This is a genomic window from Pseudomonas fakonensis, assembly GCF_019139895.1.
Taxonomy (GTDB): Bacteria; Pseudomonadota; Gammaproteobacteria; order Pseudomonadales; family Pseudomonadaceae; genus Aquipseudomonas; species Aquipseudomonas fakonensis.
The window spans coordinates 1,872,851-1,890,062 of the sequence record NZ_CP077076.1; the positions used below are offsets into that span (position 1 = coordinate 1,872,851).

General features: G+C 64.6%; 15 protein-coding genes. 8 read left to right on the forward strand and 7 right to left on the reverse strand.

All coding sequences use genetic code 11. From position 1 onward, the window contains the following. Nucleotides 1-41: 41 nt before the first annotated feature. A complete protein-coding gene (locus KSS94_RS08450) occupies nt 42-263 on the reverse strand; it encodes a YgdI/YgdR family lipoprotein (protein WP_217843545.1) in 222 nt (73 codons plus the stop codon). Nucleotides 264-440: 177 nt separating this feature from the next. On the opposite strand from KSS94_RS08450, the gene moaB reads away from it, so the two are divergent. Continuing rightward, nucleotides 441-980, forward strand: coding sequence for a molybdenum cofactor biosynthesis protein B (gene moaB / locus KSS94_RS08455; RefSeq protein WP_217842545.1), 540 nt, complete (start codon nt 441-443; stop codon nt 978-980). Continuing rightward, a complete protein-coding gene (locus KSS94_RS08460; RefSeq protein ID WP_217842546.1) occupies nt 964-2,190 on the forward strand; it encodes a molybdopterin molybdotransferase MoeA in 1,227 nt (408 codons plus the stop codon). The genes moaB and KSS94_RS08460 overlap by 17 nt, the downstream gene beginning before the upstream one ends. Here the strand turns inward: KSS94_RS08460 and KSS94_RS08465 are convergent. Beyond that, a complete protein-coding gene (locus KSS94_RS08465; RefSeq protein WP_217842547.1) occupies nt 2,179-3,414 on the reverse strand; it encodes a glycosyltransferase family 4 protein in 1,236 nt (411 codons plus the stop codon). The genes KSS94_RS08460 and KSS94_RS08465 overlap by 12 nt on opposite strands. A 330-nt stretch (nt 3,415-3,744) precedes the next feature. On the opposite strand from KSS94_RS08465, the gene yegS reads away from it, so the two are divergent. Next, a complete protein-coding gene (gene yegS, locus KSS94_RS08470) occupies nt 3,745-4,632 on the forward strand; it encodes a lipid kinase YegS (protein ID WP_217842548.1) in 888 nt (295 codons plus the stop codon). Here yegS and KSS94_RS08475 read toward each other — a convergent pair. The 3 genes from KSS94_RS08475 to KSS94_RS08485 form a co-directional block, all read right to left on the reverse strand. Continuing rightward, complete coding sequence (locus tag KSS94_RS08475; protein ID WP_217842549.1) at nt 4,616-5,275, reverse strand: response regulator; 660 nt, start codon at nt 5,273-5,275, stop codon at nt 4,616-4,618. The two genes, yegS and KSS94_RS08475, sit on opposite strands and share 17 nt — an antisense overlap. Then, nucleotides 5,265-6,161, reverse strand: a complete 897-nt coding sequence (locus KSS94_RS08480; protein WP_217842550.1) for a sensor histidine kinase — start codon at nt 6,159-6,161, stop codon at nt 5,265-5,267. The genes KSS94_RS08475 and KSS94_RS08480 overlap by 11 nt, the downstream gene beginning before the upstream one ends. Nucleotides 6,162-6,537: 376 nt before the next feature. Further along, a complete protein-coding gene (locus KSS94_RS08485) occupies nt 6,538-7,047 on the reverse strand; it encodes a histidine kinase (protein ID WP_217843546.1) in 510 nt (169 codons plus the stop codon). A gap of 353 nt (nt 7,048-7,400) precedes the next feature. Between KSS94_RS08485 and KSS94_RS08490 the strand changes: the two genes are divergently transcribed. Both KSS94_RS08490 and KSS94_RS08495 read left to right on the forward strand, forming a co-directional pair. Further along, nucleotides 7,401-8,336: a chemotaxis protein CheV gene (locus KSS94_RS08490; protein ID WP_217842551.1), complete on the forward strand. Its 936-nt coding sequence runs from the start codon at nt 7,401-7,403 to the stop codon at nt 8,334-8,336. 60 nt (nt 8,337-8,396) lie between these two features. Continuing rightward, a complete protein-coding gene (locus tag KSS94_RS08495; protein ID WP_217842552.1) occupies nt 8,397-9,200 on the forward strand; it encodes an MOSC domain-containing protein in 804 nt (267 codons plus the stop codon). A gap of 129 nt (nt 9,201-9,329) precedes the next feature. Here the strand turns inward: KSS94_RS08495 and KSS94_RS08500 are convergent, their stop codons facing one another. Further along, nucleotides 9,330-11,258, reverse strand: coding sequence for a transglycosylase SLT domain-containing protein (locus tag KSS94_RS08500; RefSeq protein WP_217842553.1), 1,929 nt, complete (start codon nt 11,256-11,258; stop codon nt 9,330-9,332). 208 nt (nt 11,259-11,466) lie between these two features. On the opposite strand from KSS94_RS08500, the gene KSS94_RS08505 reads away from it, so the two are divergent. After that, complete coding sequence (locus tag KSS94_RS08505) at nt 11,467-13,398, forward strand: ATP-binding cassette domain-containing protein (RefSeq protein WP_217842554.1); 1,932 nt, start codon at nt 11,467-11,469, stop codon at nt 13,396-13,398. Between the two features lie 91 nt (nt 13,399-13,489). On the opposite strand, the gene KSS94_RS08510 is transcribed toward KSS94_RS08505, so the two are convergent. Beyond that, complete coding sequence (locus KSS94_RS08510; protein WP_217842555.1) at nt 13,490-13,933, reverse strand: universal stress protein; 444 nt, start codon at nt 13,931-13,933, stop codon at nt 13,490-13,492. Nucleotides 13,934-14,041: 108 nt separating this feature from the next. On the opposite strand from KSS94_RS08510, the gene KSS94_RS08515 reads away from it, so the two are divergent. Further along, nucleotides 14,042-14,479 (forward strand): hypothetical protein, encoded by a 438-nt coding sequence (locus KSS94_RS08515; RefSeq protein WP_217842556.1) that lies wholly within the window; start codon nt 14,042-14,044, stop codon nt 14,477-14,479. Nucleotides 14,480-15,058: 579 nt separating this feature from the next. Beyond that, entirely contained in the window at nt 15,059-17,206 is a 2,148-nt protein-coding gene (gene fadB, locus KSS94_RS08520; protein ID WP_217842557.1) for a fatty acid oxidation complex subunit alpha FadB, read from the forward strand. The last annotated feature ends 6 nt before the right edge of the window (nt 17,207-17,212 follow it).

Consider the following 17,212-nt stretch of genomic DNA (forward strand, 5'->3'; position numbering starts at 1 on the left):
CTTGTTGCAAAAAGGAGTTGCGCCGAAATGAGGGGGCTGAATCAGAGCTCTTTGACGGTGCGGATCTGGTCTTTGTTGATGCGCGTGCGCTTGCCATCGAGCTGTTCGAATTCGTAGAAGCCAGAGTCTTCGTCATAGGACGGGGTATCGACTGCCTGGATCTCGCGGCCATCGTTCAGGGTGATGACGGCAGGCGAGGCGCAGCCGGCGAGGGCGCCGAGGCCCAGGGCAAGCAGGAAGGCTGGAAGGGTCCGTGGGATCATCATGATTCTCCGATTCGAGGGTGCTGGATGACATTCAGACGCGGGGCGTCCACGCAAGTTCCTTGCACAGTGCAGCATAGCGACCTCGTCGCGTCATTGACCAGGAACAACGCCCGGGCTGCGGCAGGTGGCCTGTGATATAACAGCCGCCATAACACACTCCCTGCGACGGACCCCATGAAAGCCAAGGCAGATACCCCCTTCGTGGCGCTGAACATCGCCGTGCTCACGGTCAGCGACACCCGCACCTTCGACACCGACACCTCTGGCCAGTTGTTCGTCGACCGCCTGACTGCGGCCGGCCACCAGCTTGCAGCCCGGGTGCTGCTCAAGGACGACCTGTACAAGATCCGCGCCCAGGTCGCCACCTGGATCGCCGACGAGCAGGTGCAAGTGGTGCTGGTCACCGGCGGCACCGGTTTCACCGGCCGCGACAGTACCCCCGAAGCCGTGGGCTGCCTGCTGGACAAGCAGGTCGACGGCTTTGGCGAGTTGTTCCGGCAGATCTCGGTGGCCGATATCGGCACCTCCACCGTGCAGTCCCGCGCCTTGGCCGGGCTGGCCAACGGCACCCTGGTGTGCTGCCTGCCGGGCTCGACCAACGCGGTTCGCACCGGCTGGGACGGCATTCTCGCCGAGCAGTTGGACAGCCGTCACCGCCCGTGCAATTTCGTCCCGCACCTGAAGCAGGCAGCGGCCTGTGAAAGCCGTGGCTGAGGTAGCGCCGGCCCGGCCGTTGATGCCGGTGGAAGAAGCCCTCGAGCGCCTGTTGGCATTGGCCGAGGCGGCGCCCATCAGGCAAACCGAAGAGGTCGGCCTGGCTGATGCCGAAGGTCGTGTGCTGGCCCGTGAACTGGTGGCAGGGCTCGATTTGCCGCCCTGGCCCAACAGTGCCATGGACGGTTACGCCCTGCGCCAGGGTGACTGGCGGGGCGAGCCGTTGCCGGTCAGCCAGCGCATTTTCGCCGGCCACGCCCCGGCGCCCCTGCAGCCAGGCACCTGCGCACGGATCTTCACCGGCGCGCCGCTGCCCGAGGGCGCCGATTGTGTCGAGATGCAGGAAAACACCGAGGTGCTGGAAGACGGCCGGGTGCGTTTTCTCGAGCCGTTGACGCTCGACAGCAACGTGCGCCCCAAGGGCCAGGAGACCCGCGCCGGCGAAGTGGTGCTGGGCGCCGGTACCCGGCTGGGCCCTATCGAACTGGGCCTGGCGGCGACCCTGGGTTTTGCCCGCCTGGAGGTAGTGCGCAAACCGAAAGTGGCGGTGCTGTCGACCGGTGACGAGCTGGTCGAGCCCGGGCTGCCGCTGGGGCCGGGGCAAATCTACAACAGCAACCGCCGCCTGCTGGTCAGCTGGTTGCAGCGCCTGGGCTGCGAGGTGGTGGATGCCGGCATCCTTGCCGACGACCTGCAGCGTACTCGCCAGTGCCTGGCGGCGCTGGGCGATGTCGACCTTATCCTGTCCACCGGCGGCGTCTCGGTAGGCGAGGCTGACTACCTCGGCCTGGCCCTGCGCGAAGCAGGTGAACTGGCCCTGTGGAAACTGGCGATCAAGCCAGGCAAGCCGCTGACCTTTGGCCATTACCAGGGCGTGCCGGTGATCGGCCTGCCGGGCAACCCGGCCTCGACGTTGGTCACCTTCGGCCTGCTCACCCGCCCGTACCTGCTGCGCCGCCAAGGTGTGGCCAATGTCACGCCGCTGCGTTTCAGCGTGCCGGCAGGCTTCGATTGGCCCAAGCCAGGCAACCGCCGTGAGTACCTGCGGGCGCGTATCGAAGAGGGTCGGGTGCGCATCTACAAGAACCAGAGCTCTGGCGTGTTGCGCAGCGCAGCCTGGGCGGAGGGTGTGGTGGAGGTGCTTGAAGGCAGCACCCCAGGCCAGGGCGACCTGGTGCCGTTTATTCCGTTCAGCGAGCTACTTGGCTAGTACCCCGCCCAGCGGCGGGGTACTGGCCGGTGCCAGCTGACCGAGGCGCATGTGCACGTTCTCCAGTTGCTGGGCAGCCACGCTCCAGTCGTGGCGCTGGCGGGCGAACGCGCGCCCGGCTTCACCCAGCTGGGCCATGCGCGCAGGCTGGTTGAGCAGTTGGGTCACCAGAAGCGCCAGCTGGCCGCTGTCGTCGCTGGCCAGGTAATGTTCGCCGCGGTTGGCCGCCAGCCCCGACACGCCTTTGCTGGTGGTGATCACCGGCAGGCCGGCGGCCATCGCTTCGAGGATCTTCACCTTCGAGCCGCCGGCATAGCGCAACGGCGCGAAGAACAGCGCCGAGCGCCGTTGCAGCTCGCGCAGGTCGGGGCGGTAGCCCACCCATTCGATGCGCGGGTCGTTCCAGTGCAGCTTCCAGCTGGCCGGCAGCGCATGCCCGGCGATGGCCAGGCGCACCGCCGGGTTGCTTTGCCACACCTGCGGCAGGATGTCTTCCAGCGCCCACTCGATGGCTTCGAGGTTGGCGCCGTATTCGAAGTTGCCGACAAACAGCAGGCGCTGGCTGTGCAGCGCCGGGTGCACCGCCTGGTAGTGCTCGCAGTCGACGCCATTGACCACCACGTTCACCGGGCGGCCGCTGATCTGCCCGATCAGCTCGGCGTCATGCGGGCTGACCGCTACCAATTCGCTTGGCTGGCGCAGCACGCGTTGCTCCCAGCGCCGGTAGCGCCAGCGGTCGAAGGCGTTGAGCGGGCGTAGCCATAGCGGCAGGCGGTCATGGCTGGCGGCGCCCATTACCGATTCCAGGGTGTGCTCGCTGAGCATGTAGGGCAGGCCACGCGCCTGCAGGGCCTTCTCGAACGGCTGGAAGCTGTAGCTGTGCTCGATCTGGATCACATCCCAAGGCTCGTCCAGCAACTGCTCGAAACGGTGCCGCAGGCAGGGCGCCAGGCCGTTGATGATGGCGCGCATGGGGTAGTCGATGATCGGCGAGGCCAGCAGGTTCAGCGGGCTGTGCACGGCGCGCCGGGGTAGCACGATCAGGCGTTCCAGCAGGGGCTCCAGGGCTTCGCGGGCGGCATCGCCGAGCGGCACCTTGGACTGCACCAGCAGGGTGATGCGGTGCCCGCGCCCTGCCAGTTCGCGCAGCAGGTGGTATTGCCGGGTCTTGCAGCCGCTGGTGGTGGGCCAAGGCAGGTAGGGCAGTGTCCAGAGTATGCGCATGGCCCTTGATCCTCGCTGTCGGCCGGCCGGATAGCACGACGCGCCCGCTGGCAGCTCACCTGGGAGGGTGGGTGCCGGGGCGCGTCCTTGGGTATGAGTAAAGCGCACGATGGCTGGCGCGCCCAGGCCGTTTGGCAGGCAACGGGCATGGCAGGTGTGGTATGCCCCTTATTTGTGCCTCACATCGACATCGCCGGGGCTGCTACGCAGCCCTTTCGCGGCACAAGGCCGCTCCACAGGGGGGGCGAAATTCGTAGTTTGGCGGGCGGGGAGCAATTCGCTCATCGAAATGGTCGAGATAGCCACAGGGCATTTTCACGGAGAACGACGATGGCCGAACGCAAGGCACTGTTGATCCTGCATGGCAAGCAAGCCACCAACGAAGAGGTGCGGGCCGCTGTGGGCGAGTTGCGCGAACGCGGTTGGCAACTCGATGTGCGGCTGACCTGGGAGGCGGGTGATGCCCAGCGCCTGGTAGGCGAGGCGCTGGCGGCGGGCTACCCCCATGTGGTGGCCGGCGGTGGCGATGGCACCCTGCGCGATGTGGCCGAGGCCATGGCCCAGGCGCAAGGGGAGGCAAGCCTGGTACTGCTGCCGCTGGGCACGGCCAACGATTTCGCCAAGGCCGCGACGGTACCGCTGGAGCCTGCGGCGGCGCTGGCATTGCTGGAGCAGCCGGCGCGGCCGATCGATCTGGGCCGGGTAGGGGACCAGCTGTTCCTCAACATGGCCACCGGCGGCTTTGGCAGCCAGGTCACGGCCAATACTTCCGAGGATCTGAAAAAGGTACTGGGCGCTGCGGCCTACCTGTTTACCGGGCTGTCACGCTTCAGCGAGCTGCAAAGCGCTTCGGTGGAGCTGCAGGGGCCGGGCTTTCAGTGGCAGGGCGACCTGCTGGCCCTGGGTATCGGCAACGGTCGGCAGGCCGGTGGCGGGCATATTCTGTGCCCCGAGGCCAAGGCCGACGACGGCCTGCTGGACATCGGCATCCTGCCGGCGCCGCAAGAGATGGTCGGCGCCCTGCGCGGCTTGCTGGCCGGTGAGGAACTGTTCGTGCGGGCGCGCCTGCCGTGGGTCGAGATCAAGAGCTCGCAAGGGCTGGATATCAATCTCGACGGCGAACCCTTGCAGGCCGACAGCCTGCGCTTCGAGGCGCTGTCCAAGGCACTGCGGGTGCACCTGCCCGCCGATTCGCCGCTGCTCAGTCGTCCAGGCTGATGATCTTCTCGCGCACCGCGAACAGCACCAGGCCGGCCACATCGTAGATCTGCAGGCGCTTCATGATCTGCGAGCGGTGGGTCTCGACGGTCTTGATCGACAGGCCCAGGCCGCTGGCGATCTCCCGGGTGGACTTGCCGCGCACGATCAGGCGCAGAATCTCCAGCTGGCGGGCGGTGAGGTTGTGACGCTCGTCACCGGGCACCTTGGTGTTCTGCGCGCGCTGCAGGGCCTGGTTGATCACGGTGTGGGCGATGGCCGGGCTGAGGTAGCGCTCGTTGCTGCGCAGGGCGCACAAGGCCTGTTCCAGCTCGGTGGCGGTGGTGTCCTTGAGCAGGTAGCCATGGGCGCCGCTTTCCAGCGCGCGCATGATCAGTTCCGGGTCGGTGTGCATCGACAGCATCAGCACCTTGCTGGTGCAACCGCTGGCACGCAGCTGGGTGAGGGCGTCCAGGCCGCTGGTGGAGCGCATGGAGATGTCCAGCAGGATGATGTCGGGGGCCAGGCTTGCTACCTGTTCGAGCAGTTGGGCGCCGTCTTCGGCCTCGCCAACCACGGTGTATCCGGGAATGTCCGATACCAGTGCCCTGACGCCTGCGCGAATCAGGGAGTGGTCGTCCACCAGCAGTAGTCTACAAGTCATCGGGTGCAGGGGTCCTGGCGCGTTCCTGGCTGCGGGGCGGCCATGGGAACAGGGCGTCGATCTGGGTGCCTTGCCCGGGCTGGCTGATCACGGTCAGGCTGCCTTGCAAGGCGGTGGCACGTTCATGCATGCCGGCCATGCCGCGTTGGCCGGCCTCGGCTGGGTCGGCAGCAGGGGAGAAGCCGCAACCGTCATCGTGGATCGACAGGGCAAGGCCGGCTGGCGTGCGCTGCAGGCGCACCACCAGGTTGCCGGCCTGGGCGTGGCGCAGCACGTTGGTGACGGCTTCCTGGGTTATACGGAACGCGGCCATGGTCACATCGTCGCTGATCCCGCCCAGGCGTTGGTTGCAGTCCAGGCTCCAGTGGATGCCGCTGTTGGCCAGGGTGCGCAGCAGGTGCTCGCGCAGGCTGGCCTCCAGCCCCAGGCTGGCCAGTTGGCGCGGATTCAGCAGGGCGGATACATCGCGCACGTTGCCCAAGGTTTGCTCGAGGGTGCCGCGCAAGGTTGTGCAATGCGCCTGCAGGTCTGCCGGCACGCGCCGTTGCAGCCAGTCGACCTGCAACTTGGCAGCGGTGAGCAGTTGGCCGATGTCGTCATGCAATTCGCGGCTCAGGCGCTGGCGTTCGCTTTCCTGCACCTTGAGCATGCGCGTGGCCAGCTCGGCTGGGCGCAGGCTGATGGAGCGTGCCCAGTGGCGCAGGTGCCAGCCGACGCTGATCATGGCCGCCAGTTGCAGCAGCAACAGGCTGGCCGACAGCGGTTGGGTGCGTAGGTAGAGGATCAGGTTGGCTGCCAGTGAAGCCAGGCACAGCACCGTGGTTGCCCAACGGAACAGGGCAGCCCTGGAGTGGCAACGCCGGAGAGTCTTCAAGCGTTCAAGCATAGATAGGGAAGCCACTGAATGATTGCTGTTGAAGGCATGCCACATGACTAACAGAAGATTGGGCGCCCCGGGGGGGTTATCACGCACCGGGCTCGTGTCCAATCGACCAATTATTAACGGTGCGCATGTTCGAATGAACGCATCTTAACACTTCGGGCCGCTTTGGTCGCGAAGGTTAACTGCTTGAAACCTCGGATTTTCGGGGGTTTCATCAAACCTCGTAATACGTGCATAAGTGGCACTGTGCCACCATTGTATGGGCGTTCAATTCATACCGTGGCAACTAACTAAGAACCCTGCAAACCGTGTGGATAAAAACTTGTCCAACTTTGCAAGTTCCAGAGGGGGGTAATTTGCGTGTGCGGCCTTTGAAGCGTTAGTTGCTGTTGCCCGCTGTTGGCTGACAGTGCTGCGACATCGGCTGAACGTGGGCATGGGCACAGGTGCCGCCAAGCGTCTGGCAAGGCGCACACGTTTGCGGCTTTGGCTGGCCAAGCAGGCTGGCCAGTTCGTTGAGCAACGCCTGCTGCTCTTCGATGTCCATGCCCAGGCGGCCGGTCTGCGGGTCGAGCAGTTCCAGTTGCCAGGCCAGCAGGGTGAGGCAGGCGCCGAGCACCGGCAGCGCCGCACCGTCCAGGTGTTGGCGGCTGCAGGCCGGGGCCAGGAGTTGCTGGAGGGTGCGGGTGAACTGCGCTACTTCACTCAGCGCAAGCTTGTCGCAGCGATGGGCCAGGGTGTCTAGGGTTTCGTCCAGGCACAAGCAGGCATCGGGGTCGTTGCCGATCAGTTCCAGGTGCTGCAGGCACTCCTGGGCGCCGCTGAGCAAGACCTGCGCATCCAGCAGAAAGTCCTGCAACGTCCCGTTCGGCAGGGCTGTGTTGTCCATCATGTCACTCCAGCGCACAGGGCTGGAGCAGGGGTGGGCCACACCGAAGCAATCGCTGACAAAAGCCTGACTCCGTTCATGCATTGAGAATGGCGTCACATTAATGGCTAATGGATATTGCGAACATCAGGTTGCACCCGATTGCCTCTAGGGGTTTCCCTGATGGGCCTTCGGGGTTTGGTGTTCAGCCAGGGCGGCAAACAGGAGGGAAGTGGCAGCAGTAAAGCATGATGGTAAAGTGATATCAATCACCCCCGACAGCTTTTTCCACAAGGGGTCAAGCTGCGCCAGTATCCGCCGATACAGGGTTGATGCAACTCATTTTTTCCGACTAAAGCCTGGGGGTTTTCCTAATGGCCGGCATTCTCGATACGGTAGACCAACGTACGCAACTGGTGGGTGAGAACCGCCTGGAAATTCTCATGTTCCGCCTGGCTGGCCGGCAACTGTTCGCGATCAACGTGTTCAAGGTGCAGGAAGTGCTGCAACTGCCCAAGCTGACCCTGATGCCCCAGCGCCACTCCTATGTGTGCGGCGTGGTCAACCTGCGCGGCCAGACCTTGCCGGTGATCGACCTGTCCCAGGCAATCGGCATGCGCCCGCTGCAGCCGGGCCCGGACAGCACCATCATCGTCACTGAGTACAACCGCTCGGTGCAGGCCTTCCTGGTGGGCGGCGTGGACCGCATTGTCAACATGAACTGGGAAGCGATCATGCCGCCGCCCACCAGCGCCGGCCGCCAGCACTACCTCACCGCCATCACCAAGGTGGACGAGAAGCTGGTCGAGATCATCGACGTGGAAAAGGTGCTGGCCGAAATCGTGCCCTACAGCGCCAAGGTATCCCGCGACAAGCTCGAAGACCCAGTGCTGGCGCGTGCCCGCGGGCGTGAGGTGCTGCTGGTGGACGACTCCACCGTGGCCCTGGCGCAGTTGCGCGACACCCTCTCGCAACTGGGCTTGAAGCTGCACGTGGCCAGCGACGGCCTGAAGGCCCTGCGCCTGCTCAAGGGCTGGGCCGACGCCGGCGAGGACGTGTGCGAGAAGCTGCTGATGGTCTTCACCGACGCTGAAATGCCCGAAATGGATGGCTACCGGCTGACTACCGAGATTCGCAATGACCCGCGCCTGCGCAGCCTTTACGTGGTGCTGCACACCTCGCTGTCGGGCAGTTTCAACGACTCGATGGTGAAGAAGGTCGGTTGCGACAACTTCCTTTCCAAGTTCCAGCCTGACCGTTTGGTCGAAGTGGTGCGCCAGCGCTTGAACATGCTGCAGACCACTGCCTGATTCCTGAGCGCCGGTGCGCGGTATAAGCTTGGTTTTTTGCCAGCACTGGGTGGGTAGGGAATGATTCTGAGCGCGTTGTACCGTTACCCTGTGAAGTCCGTGCAGGCGCAAAGCCTGCAGGCTTCTGCGGTCGGCAGCATGGGGCTTGAAGGCGACCGGCGCTGGATGGTGGTGGAGGCTGACAACGGCCGCTTTCTTACCCAGCGTGCCTGGCCCGGGCTTGGCTTGATCCACGCCGATTACCTGGCCGATGGCTCGCTGCTGTTGGCTGCGGCCGGGCGGGCGTCATTGCAGGTGGCGGTGCCGCCTGCCGACGAGGCGCTGCGCGGGGTGACGATCTGGCGTGACACCTTGCGCGTGCCGGATGCCGGCGACGAGGCGGCCGCCTGGCTCAGCGAGTTGCTGGGTAAACCGGTGCGCCTGGTGCACTGCCCTGCGCCCCGGGCACGTTACCTGCCCAGCGGCTACGGGCTGGCCAGCGACCGTGCAGCGTTCCCCGACGGCTTCCCGCTGCTGCTGATTGGCCAGGCCTCGCTGGATGAGCTGAGCCGGCGGGTCGGGCGCCCCATGCAGATGCTGCGTTTTCGCCCCAACCTGGTGGTGGAAGGGGCCGAGGCCTTTGCCGAGGACCAGTGGAAGCGCATCCGCATCGGCGCCATGACCTTGCGTGTGCTCAAGCCCAGTGTGCGCTGTATCCTCACCACCCTTGACCCGGCCACCGGCGAACGCAGCCCGGACCGCGAGCCGTTGACCACGCTCAAGACCTTCCGCGAGAAAGAGGGCGATGTGCTGTTCGGGCAAAACCTGGCGGTGGACGGGGAAGGGGAGTTGCAGGTGGGGATGGCGGTAGAGGTGCTGGAGTGAGGTGGTCCCTGTAGGAGCCGGCTTGCCGGCGATGAGGCCAGCCCTGGCGACACAACTTTTACCTTGTGTCGCGGCAGGTGGCCCTATCGCCGGCAAGCCGGCTCCTACAGTGGGCGTGGCGCCCGGTTGCTACATATCGTCGAAATAGCGCTCATGCCAATCCACCAGCGGCTGCGGTGAATTGAGCTTCTGCCCGTAGATGACCGAATACGACAGCACGTTCTGCACGTACTGGCGCGTCTCGTCGAACGGGATCGACTCGACCCACACATCGAAACTCAGGTGCTTGGCACCCTTCAGCCATTGGCGCACACGGCCGGGGCCGGCGTTGTAGGCGGCCGAGGCCAGCACGCGGTTGCCGTTGAACTGGCTGTGCACCTGGCTCAGGTAGGCGGCGCCGAGCTGGATGTTCTTGTCCGGGTTGAGCACCTGGGCCGGCGAGGCCAGGGGGATGCTGAACTTGCGCGCGGTTTCCTTGGCGGTGGCCGGCATCAGCTGCATCAAGCCGCTGGCGCCGACGCCGGAGCGGGCGTCTTCCATGAAGGCGCTCTCCTGGCGGGTGATGGCGAACACCCAGCTTGAATGCAGGCCGCGGACCTTGGCTTCGCGCACCAGGGTGTCGCGGTAGGCCATGGGGAAGCGGATGTCCAGGTCGTCCCAGTACTGCGCCTGGCTGATGGTGCGGATGGCCGGGAAGTACCAGCGCATGTCGTAGGCCAGGCGGGCCTGGGCGACCATTTCGTCACGGTTGAAGTGGCGGCTGACGTGGTACCACTCGCGGCGGCCCTCGACCACCTGGCCACGGGCGTGGAACTCCAGGGCGCGGCGGATGCCCGGGGTGTTGCGCACCTTGTTGATCACCTGCTGGCTCAGCAGCAGCGGCTTGTTGTTGAGCTGATAGGGGGTTTGCGCACGGTCGGCGGCGAGGAAGCCGTAGAAGTCACGCTCGCGGGCGACGTTCTTGTACAGCAGCGGCACCTGCGGGTTGCTTGGCTGTGCCAGCTCCAGGCTGCGCGCCTGCCAGTACTTCCAGCGGCTGCTGCCGGCCAGGTCCTGGGGCAGGCGCTTGCTCAGCTCGTAGGCGTCCTGCCAGCGGCCCAGGCGCAGCAGCAGGCGCATGCGCCATTCGCTCACTGTGTTGTCGCGCAGCTCTGGGTCGTAGCGGGTCATCAGGTCGAGGGCGCGCGGGTCGTAGCGCCGGGCCAGGGTGAGGCCGATCTCGCGGGCGATGGCGACTTTCTCGTCGCGGCTGAAGTGCATGCGCGAGGCGTAGTCGTCGAGCAACGCCATGGCCTGCTCCGGGTTTTGTCGGGCGAGGCGGCGCAGGCCCAGGCTGACTACGTCGGACATGGCCTCGCTGACCGGCATGAAGCGCGACGGCTGGTTGAGCAGCTCGGGTTTTTGCGCAACGTCCAGCAGCAGCTTGCCCTGGGGGGCGAGGGTGGTCAGGGTTTTAACCAGGTTGCCGGCCAGGCTGTAGTTGCGCGTCTGGGCGGCGAGCTTGGCGCGTTCCCAGCGCTTGGCTTCGGTCAGCTGGCCTTCGGCGGCCCACAGGGCGAACAGGGTGTCGCAGGCCGCCGGTTGCGACTTGCCGACGTTCCACAGTTTTTGCGCGGTGGCAAAGCCTTCGGCGCGCAGGCCGTGGGTGAGCTGGTACTGGCCGTTGAGGCAGTCCAGTTCGGTGAAATTGAGCTTGGAGTCGTAGTACTTGACGAAGGTGTTCCATTCGCCGCGTTCGGCCAGCCAGCGCAACCAGCGCAGTTTCATCCAGTTGGCCTGGGGCAGGTCGCCATGCTGGGCGAGAAAACCTTCGATTTCCTCGTTGCTGGCGCTCTTGAGTCGGGCGGTCAGTTCGTCGTAGGTGAGATAGGGCGTCAGCGGATAGTCGCGCAGCGCCTGGGCGTAGCGCAGGTACGGGCCCTTGTCGCCCTTGGCCAGGGCGCGCTTGGCTTCATCGTAGTACTGGCGTTGCTGGGTGAGGTCGACGGCGTGTGCGGCACTCGCGGCGGTGGCGGTGAGCAGCAGGCAGGAAGCAAGTTGTAACAGGCGGCTGCGCATGATACGTCCGGGCAGTTGAACCATAGAGAGTGACGGCGAAGCCAGCACTGTGGGGTATTACTGCCTAGCTTAGCCGTTTGCCGGGGAGCGGTGAAAGCACTGTGCTTGTATCGAGTTGTAATGCCTCGCCCGGCAGGCCTGCGCTGTTCGGCTGATGCCGATGCGACGCAAGTCAGGTAGAATGCGCGCCCGGTTTTTGGAGACGATCATGACCCTGCTCAAATTCAGCGATGTGTCCCTTGCATTCGGCGCGATGCCGCTGCTGGACAAGGTTTCCTGGCAGATCGCCCGTGGCGAGCGGGTGTGCATCATCGGCCGCAACGGCACTGGCAAGTCGAGCATGCTGCGCCTGGTCAAGGGCGAGCAGAAGGCCGACGATGGTGATATCTGGCGCGCCCCGGGCCTGAAGATCGGCGAACTGCCGCAGGAACTGCCGGTGGCCGACTCGCGCTCGGTATTCGACGTGGTGGCCGCAGGCCTGGACGGTGTCGGCGAGCTTTTGGCGCAGTTCCACCACCTGAGCCAGAATATCCAGGGCGACGAAGACCTGGAAAAACTCATGCACGTGCAGCACGAGCTGGAAGCCCGCGACGGCTGGCGCCTGCAGCAGGTGGTCGAGAGCACCCTGAGCCGCCTGCAACTGCCGGCCGACAAGACCCTGGCCGAGCTGTCCGGTGGCTGGCGCCGGCGTGTGCTGCTGGCCCAGGCGCTGGTGTCCGAGCCTGACCTGCTGCTGCTGGACGAGCCGACCAACCACCTGGACATCGGTGCCATCGCCTGGCTGGAAGAGGCGCTCAAGGGCTTTGGTGGCGCGGTGCTGTTCATCACCCACGACCGCTCGTTCCTGCAGAACCTGGCCACTCGCATTCTTGAACTGGACCGCGGCGGGCTGATCGACTGGAACGGCGACTACGCCAGCTTCCTGGTGCACAAGGAGGCCGAACTGGCCGCCGAGGCCACCGCCAACGCGCTGTTCGACAAGCGCCTGGCGCAAGAGGAAGTGTGGATTCGCCAGGGCATCAAGGCCCGCCGTACCCGCAACGAAGGCCGCGTGCGTGCGCTCAAGGCGTTGCGTGTGGAGCGTGGCGAGCGTCGCGAGCGCCAGGGCAAGGCCAATATCCAGATCGAAGTGGCCGACAAGTCCGGCAAGCAGGTCATGGTGCTTGAAGGCGTCAGCTTCGCTCACCAGGGCGGGCCGAAGCTGGTCAAGGATTTCTCCATGGTGCTGCAGCGCCAGGACCGTATTGGCCTGCTGGGTGCCAACGGCACCGGCAAGACCACGCTGCTCAAGCTGATGCTGGGCGACCTGGAGCCGACCTCCGGCAAGGTCGAGCGCGGCACCAAGCTCGAGGTCGCCTATTTCGACCAGATGCGTCACCAGCTCGACCTCGAGAAGACGGTGATCGACAACCTCGCCGAGGGCCGCGACTTCATCGAGATCGAAGGGCAGAACCGGCACGTGCTTAGCTACCTGGGCGATTTCCTGTTCAGCCCGCAGCGCGCACGCACGCCGGTCAAGGCGTTGTCTGGTGGCGAGCGTGCGCGCCTGCTGCTGGCCAAGCTGTTCAGCAAGCCGGCCAACCTGCTGGTGCTGGACGAACCGACCAACGACCTCGACGTCGAGACCCTCGAGCTGCTCGAAGAGGTGCTGTCCAACTACAAGGGCACGGTGCTGATGGTCAGTCACGACCGGGCCTTCCTCGACAACGTGGTCACCAGCACTCTGGTGTTCGAAGGCGAGGGCCGCGTGCGCGAGTACGTCGGCGGTTACGAGGACTGGATTCGTCAGGGCGGCTCGCCGAAGCTGCTGGGCGTGACCGAGAGCAAGGGTGGCAAGTCCGAGCTTAACAGCGCCGTGGTGGCAAAGCCGGTGGAAGAGGCGGAGCCGGTTGCCGCCACTGCGCCGCAGGCCGATGCCAGCAAGAAGAAGCTCAGCTACAAGCTGCAGCGTGAACTGGAAATGCTGCCAGGGCAGATCGACGCGCTGGAGCAGCGCATGGCCGAGGCACAGGAAGAAGTGAGCGCTACGGGCTTCTATCAGCGACCGATTGCCGAAACTTCGGCAGTGCTGGCAAGGATCGAGAAGCTGCAGGGTGAGCTGGATGTACTGGTAGAGCGCTGGGCCGAGTTGGAAGGCTGAAACACCATTGCCGGCAAGCCGGCTCCCACAGGGTTATGCAGCACCCTGTAGGAGCCGGCTTGCCGGCGATAGAGCCCTGACAGTCAGCGCATCATTCAGCCTTTTTCTGCAACCGCACCGCCAGCACATCGCATGGCGCGCCGTGCAGCACATCATTGGCGGTGGAGCCCAGCAGCAGCGCCAGGCCGTGGCGGCCATGGCTGCCGACCACGATCAGGTCGCACTTCTGGTCCTTGGCCAGCTGGTGGATTTCCTGACGTGGCTGGCCATAGACCAGGTGCGAGTCGCCCTTGTTGATGTCCGGGTACTTGGCAAACAGCCGGTCCATGCGTTCCTTGGCCTGGTCGAACTGTTGCTGCTGCAGCTGCGACAGGTCCATCGGCACGTCGCCACCAAAGGCCATGGCCATGGGTTCGACGATATGCACCAGGGAGACCTTGGCGCCGCTGGCCAAGGCAATGGCCTTGGCGCGCTTGATCACCGGGTCGCATTCTTCGGTCAGGTCGACGGCGACCAGAAGATGTTCATAAGACATGTGCAGTACTCCTGACAATCGCGATAGTAGAAGTATGGTCGCTTTCGCTCGGGCCTTCCGTGAAACCGAGTAACCCGCTCATTTGCAACGCTTTATAGGTCTACAGATATGACGGTATGGCTGGTTGTGTCAATCCTTGCGGTGGTTTTGAGCCCGCTGGCCTGGCTGCGCCCGTCGCGCAAGCAGAGCCAGCAGATGAGCCTGCGCCTTGAGGGGCGGCGCATGGGGCTGGCCATGCAGCTTGCCCCGCAGCAGTGGCCGCACTGGCTGGAAAAGGAGCCGCCAAGCCCTTGCCCGCAGTACCATCGCGCCCGGAGCAAGGGCTGTGACGACAGCTGGTGTTACTGGCAGGTCAGCCCCGGCGTGTGGTGCAACCAGTGGCGCGAAGCCTGCGCCGACCCGCGCCTGGCAGAGGTGTTCGCGCGCCTGCCTGAGAGCGTCTACAAGGTCGAGGCCGACTCCCGCATGATCGCCCTGTACTGGAGTGAGCGCGGTGAAATGGCTGTGTTGCAGGATATTGCCTATGCCCTGGAAACCCTTGCCTGAATCCTGGGGCTGCCTTGCAGCCCTTCGCGGGCGTTGCACAATCCTGTAGGAGCGGGCTTGCCCGCGAAGGGCCGCAAAGCGGCCCCCAAATGATCCAAATTCCAACCTCGCAACGACATAGCGGCGCGCAGGAGCTGAAGGGCTCCTGCGCGCCGCTATGCGTTCTGCTTGCGCAGAAAAGGCCAGGCAGGCCGGAAACGGGTGCAGTGGGTGCCAGTGTAGCCACTAGCGGCGGGCGCGTTTAAAAATATCCAGCCGCAAGCGACGGCCCATGGCTTATGGCTGACATGAATGATCGGCGATCACTGTCATCATGTTTCATACCCGAGGAGTACAACATGACTGGAAAGTCGCGTTTTCAGGGTGTTCGCGAGCATTTGACAACGCCGATCATTTCGGAGAATGTGTGCACACCCAAATCAAACGGGCGTATGAATTGAGCGTTTGTATGTCAGACCGCTCTTACAGCATCCCGACCAGCCCGCCGACGGGTGTGCCTGCGGCAAGCGTCCGGCAGTCCGGCACTTGCGCCAGCGATCGGCGTGTACAGTTCAGCTTCCATATCGTGGAGATCAGTTGATGATTTACGAAGGTAAAGCCATCACGGTTAAGGCTCTTGAAAGCGGCATCGTCGAACTGAAGTTCGACCTCAAGGGTGAGTCCGTCAACAAGTTCAACCGCCTCACGCTCAACGAATTGCGTGAAGCCGTCGCCGCCATCCAGGCCGACGCTTCGGTCAAGGGCGTGATCGTCAGCAGCGGCAAGGACGTGTTCATCGTCGGCGCCGACATCACCGAGTTCGTCGACAACTTCAAGCTGCCCGAGGCCGAACTGGTTGCCGGCAACCTGGAAGCCAACCGTATCTTCAATGCCTTCGAAGACCTCGAAGTGCCGACCGTCGCGGCCATCAACGGCATCGCCCTGGGTGGCGGCCTGGAAATGTGCCTGGCGGCGGACTACCGGGTCATGTCCAGCAGCGCCAAGATCGGCCTGCCGGAAGTCAAGCTGGGCATCTACCCAGGCTTCGGCGGCACCGTGCGCCTGCCGCGCCTGGTCGGCTCGGACAACGCCATCGAATGGATCGCCTCGGGCAAGGAAAACCGCGCCGAAGACGCCCTCAAGGTCGGCGCCGTAGACGCTGTGGTGGCCCCCGAGCTGCTGCAGGCCGGTGCCCTGGACCTGATCAAGCGCGCCATCAGCGGCGAGCTGGACTACAAGGCCAAGCGTCAGCCCAAGCTTGAGAAACTCAAGCTCAATGCCATCGAGCAGATGATGGCCTTCGAGACCGCCAAGGGCTTCGTCGCAGGCCAGGCCGGCCCGAACTACCCGGCCCCGGTCGAAGCCATCAAGAGCATCCAGAAGGCCGCCAACTTTGGCCGTGACAAGGCTCTGGAAGTCGAAGCCGCAGGATTTGCCAAGCTGGCCAAGACCTCGGTTGCGCAAAGCCTGATCGGCCTGTTCCTGAACGACCAGGAGCTCAAGCGCAAGGCCAAGGCCCACGACGAGATCGCCCACGACGTGAAGCAGGCCGCCGTACTCGGCGCCGGCATCATGGGTGGCGGCATCGCCTACCAGTCGGCGGTCAAGGGCACCCCGATCCTGATGAAGGATATCCGCGAGCAAGCCATCCAGCTGGGCCTGAACGAGGCCTCCAAGCTGCTCGGCAACCGTGTGGAGAAGGGCCGCCTGACCCCGGCCAAGATGGCCGAGGCACTCAACGCCATCCGCCCGACCCTGTCCTACGGCGACTTCGCCAACGTCGACATCGTCGTCGAGGCTGTGGTCGAGAACCCGAAGGTCAAGCAGGCCGTGCTGGCTGAGGTGGAAGGCCAGGTGAACGAGAACGCGATCCTCGCCTCGAACACCTCGACCATCTCGATCAACCTGCTGGCCAAGGCGCTCAAGCGCCCGGAAAATTTCGTCGGCATGCACTTCTTCAACCCGGTGCACATGATGCCGCTGGTGGAAGTGATCCGTGGCGAGAAGTCCAGTGAAGTGGCGGTTGCCACCACCGTGGCCTACGCCAAGAAAATGGGCAAGAATCCGATCGTGGTCAACGACTGCCCGGGCTTTTTGGTCAACCGCGTGCTGTTCCCGTACTTCGGAGGCTTCGCCAAGCTGGTCAGCGCCGGTGTCGACTTCGTGCGCATCGACAAGGTGATGGAGAAGTTCGGCTGGCCCATGGGCCCGGCCTACCTGATGGACGTGGTTGGCATCGACACCGGCCACCATGGCCGCGACGTGATGGCCGAAGGCTTCCCGGACCGCATGAAGGACGACCGCCGCTCGGCCGTCGACGCCCTGTACGAGGCCAACCGCCTGGGCCAGAAGAACGGCAAGGGCTTCTACGCCTACGAGACCGACAAGCGCGGCAAGCCGAAGAAAGTCTTCGATGCCACCGTACTGGACGTACTCAAGCCGGTGGTCTTCGAGCAGCGTGAAGTCACTGACGAGGACATCATCAACTGGATGATGGTGCCGCTGTGCCTGGAGACCGTGCGCTGCCTGGAAGACGGCATCGTCGAAACCGCAGCCGAAGCCGACATGGGCCTGGTCTACGGCATCGGTTTCCCTCCGTTCCGCGGTGGCGCGCTGCGCTACATCGATTCGATCGGGGTCGCCGAGTTCGTTGCACTGGCCGACCAATACGCCGACCTGGGGCCGCTGTACCACCCCACTGCGAAGCTGCGCGAAATGGCCAAGAACGGCCAGCGCTTCTTCAACTGAGCGCCC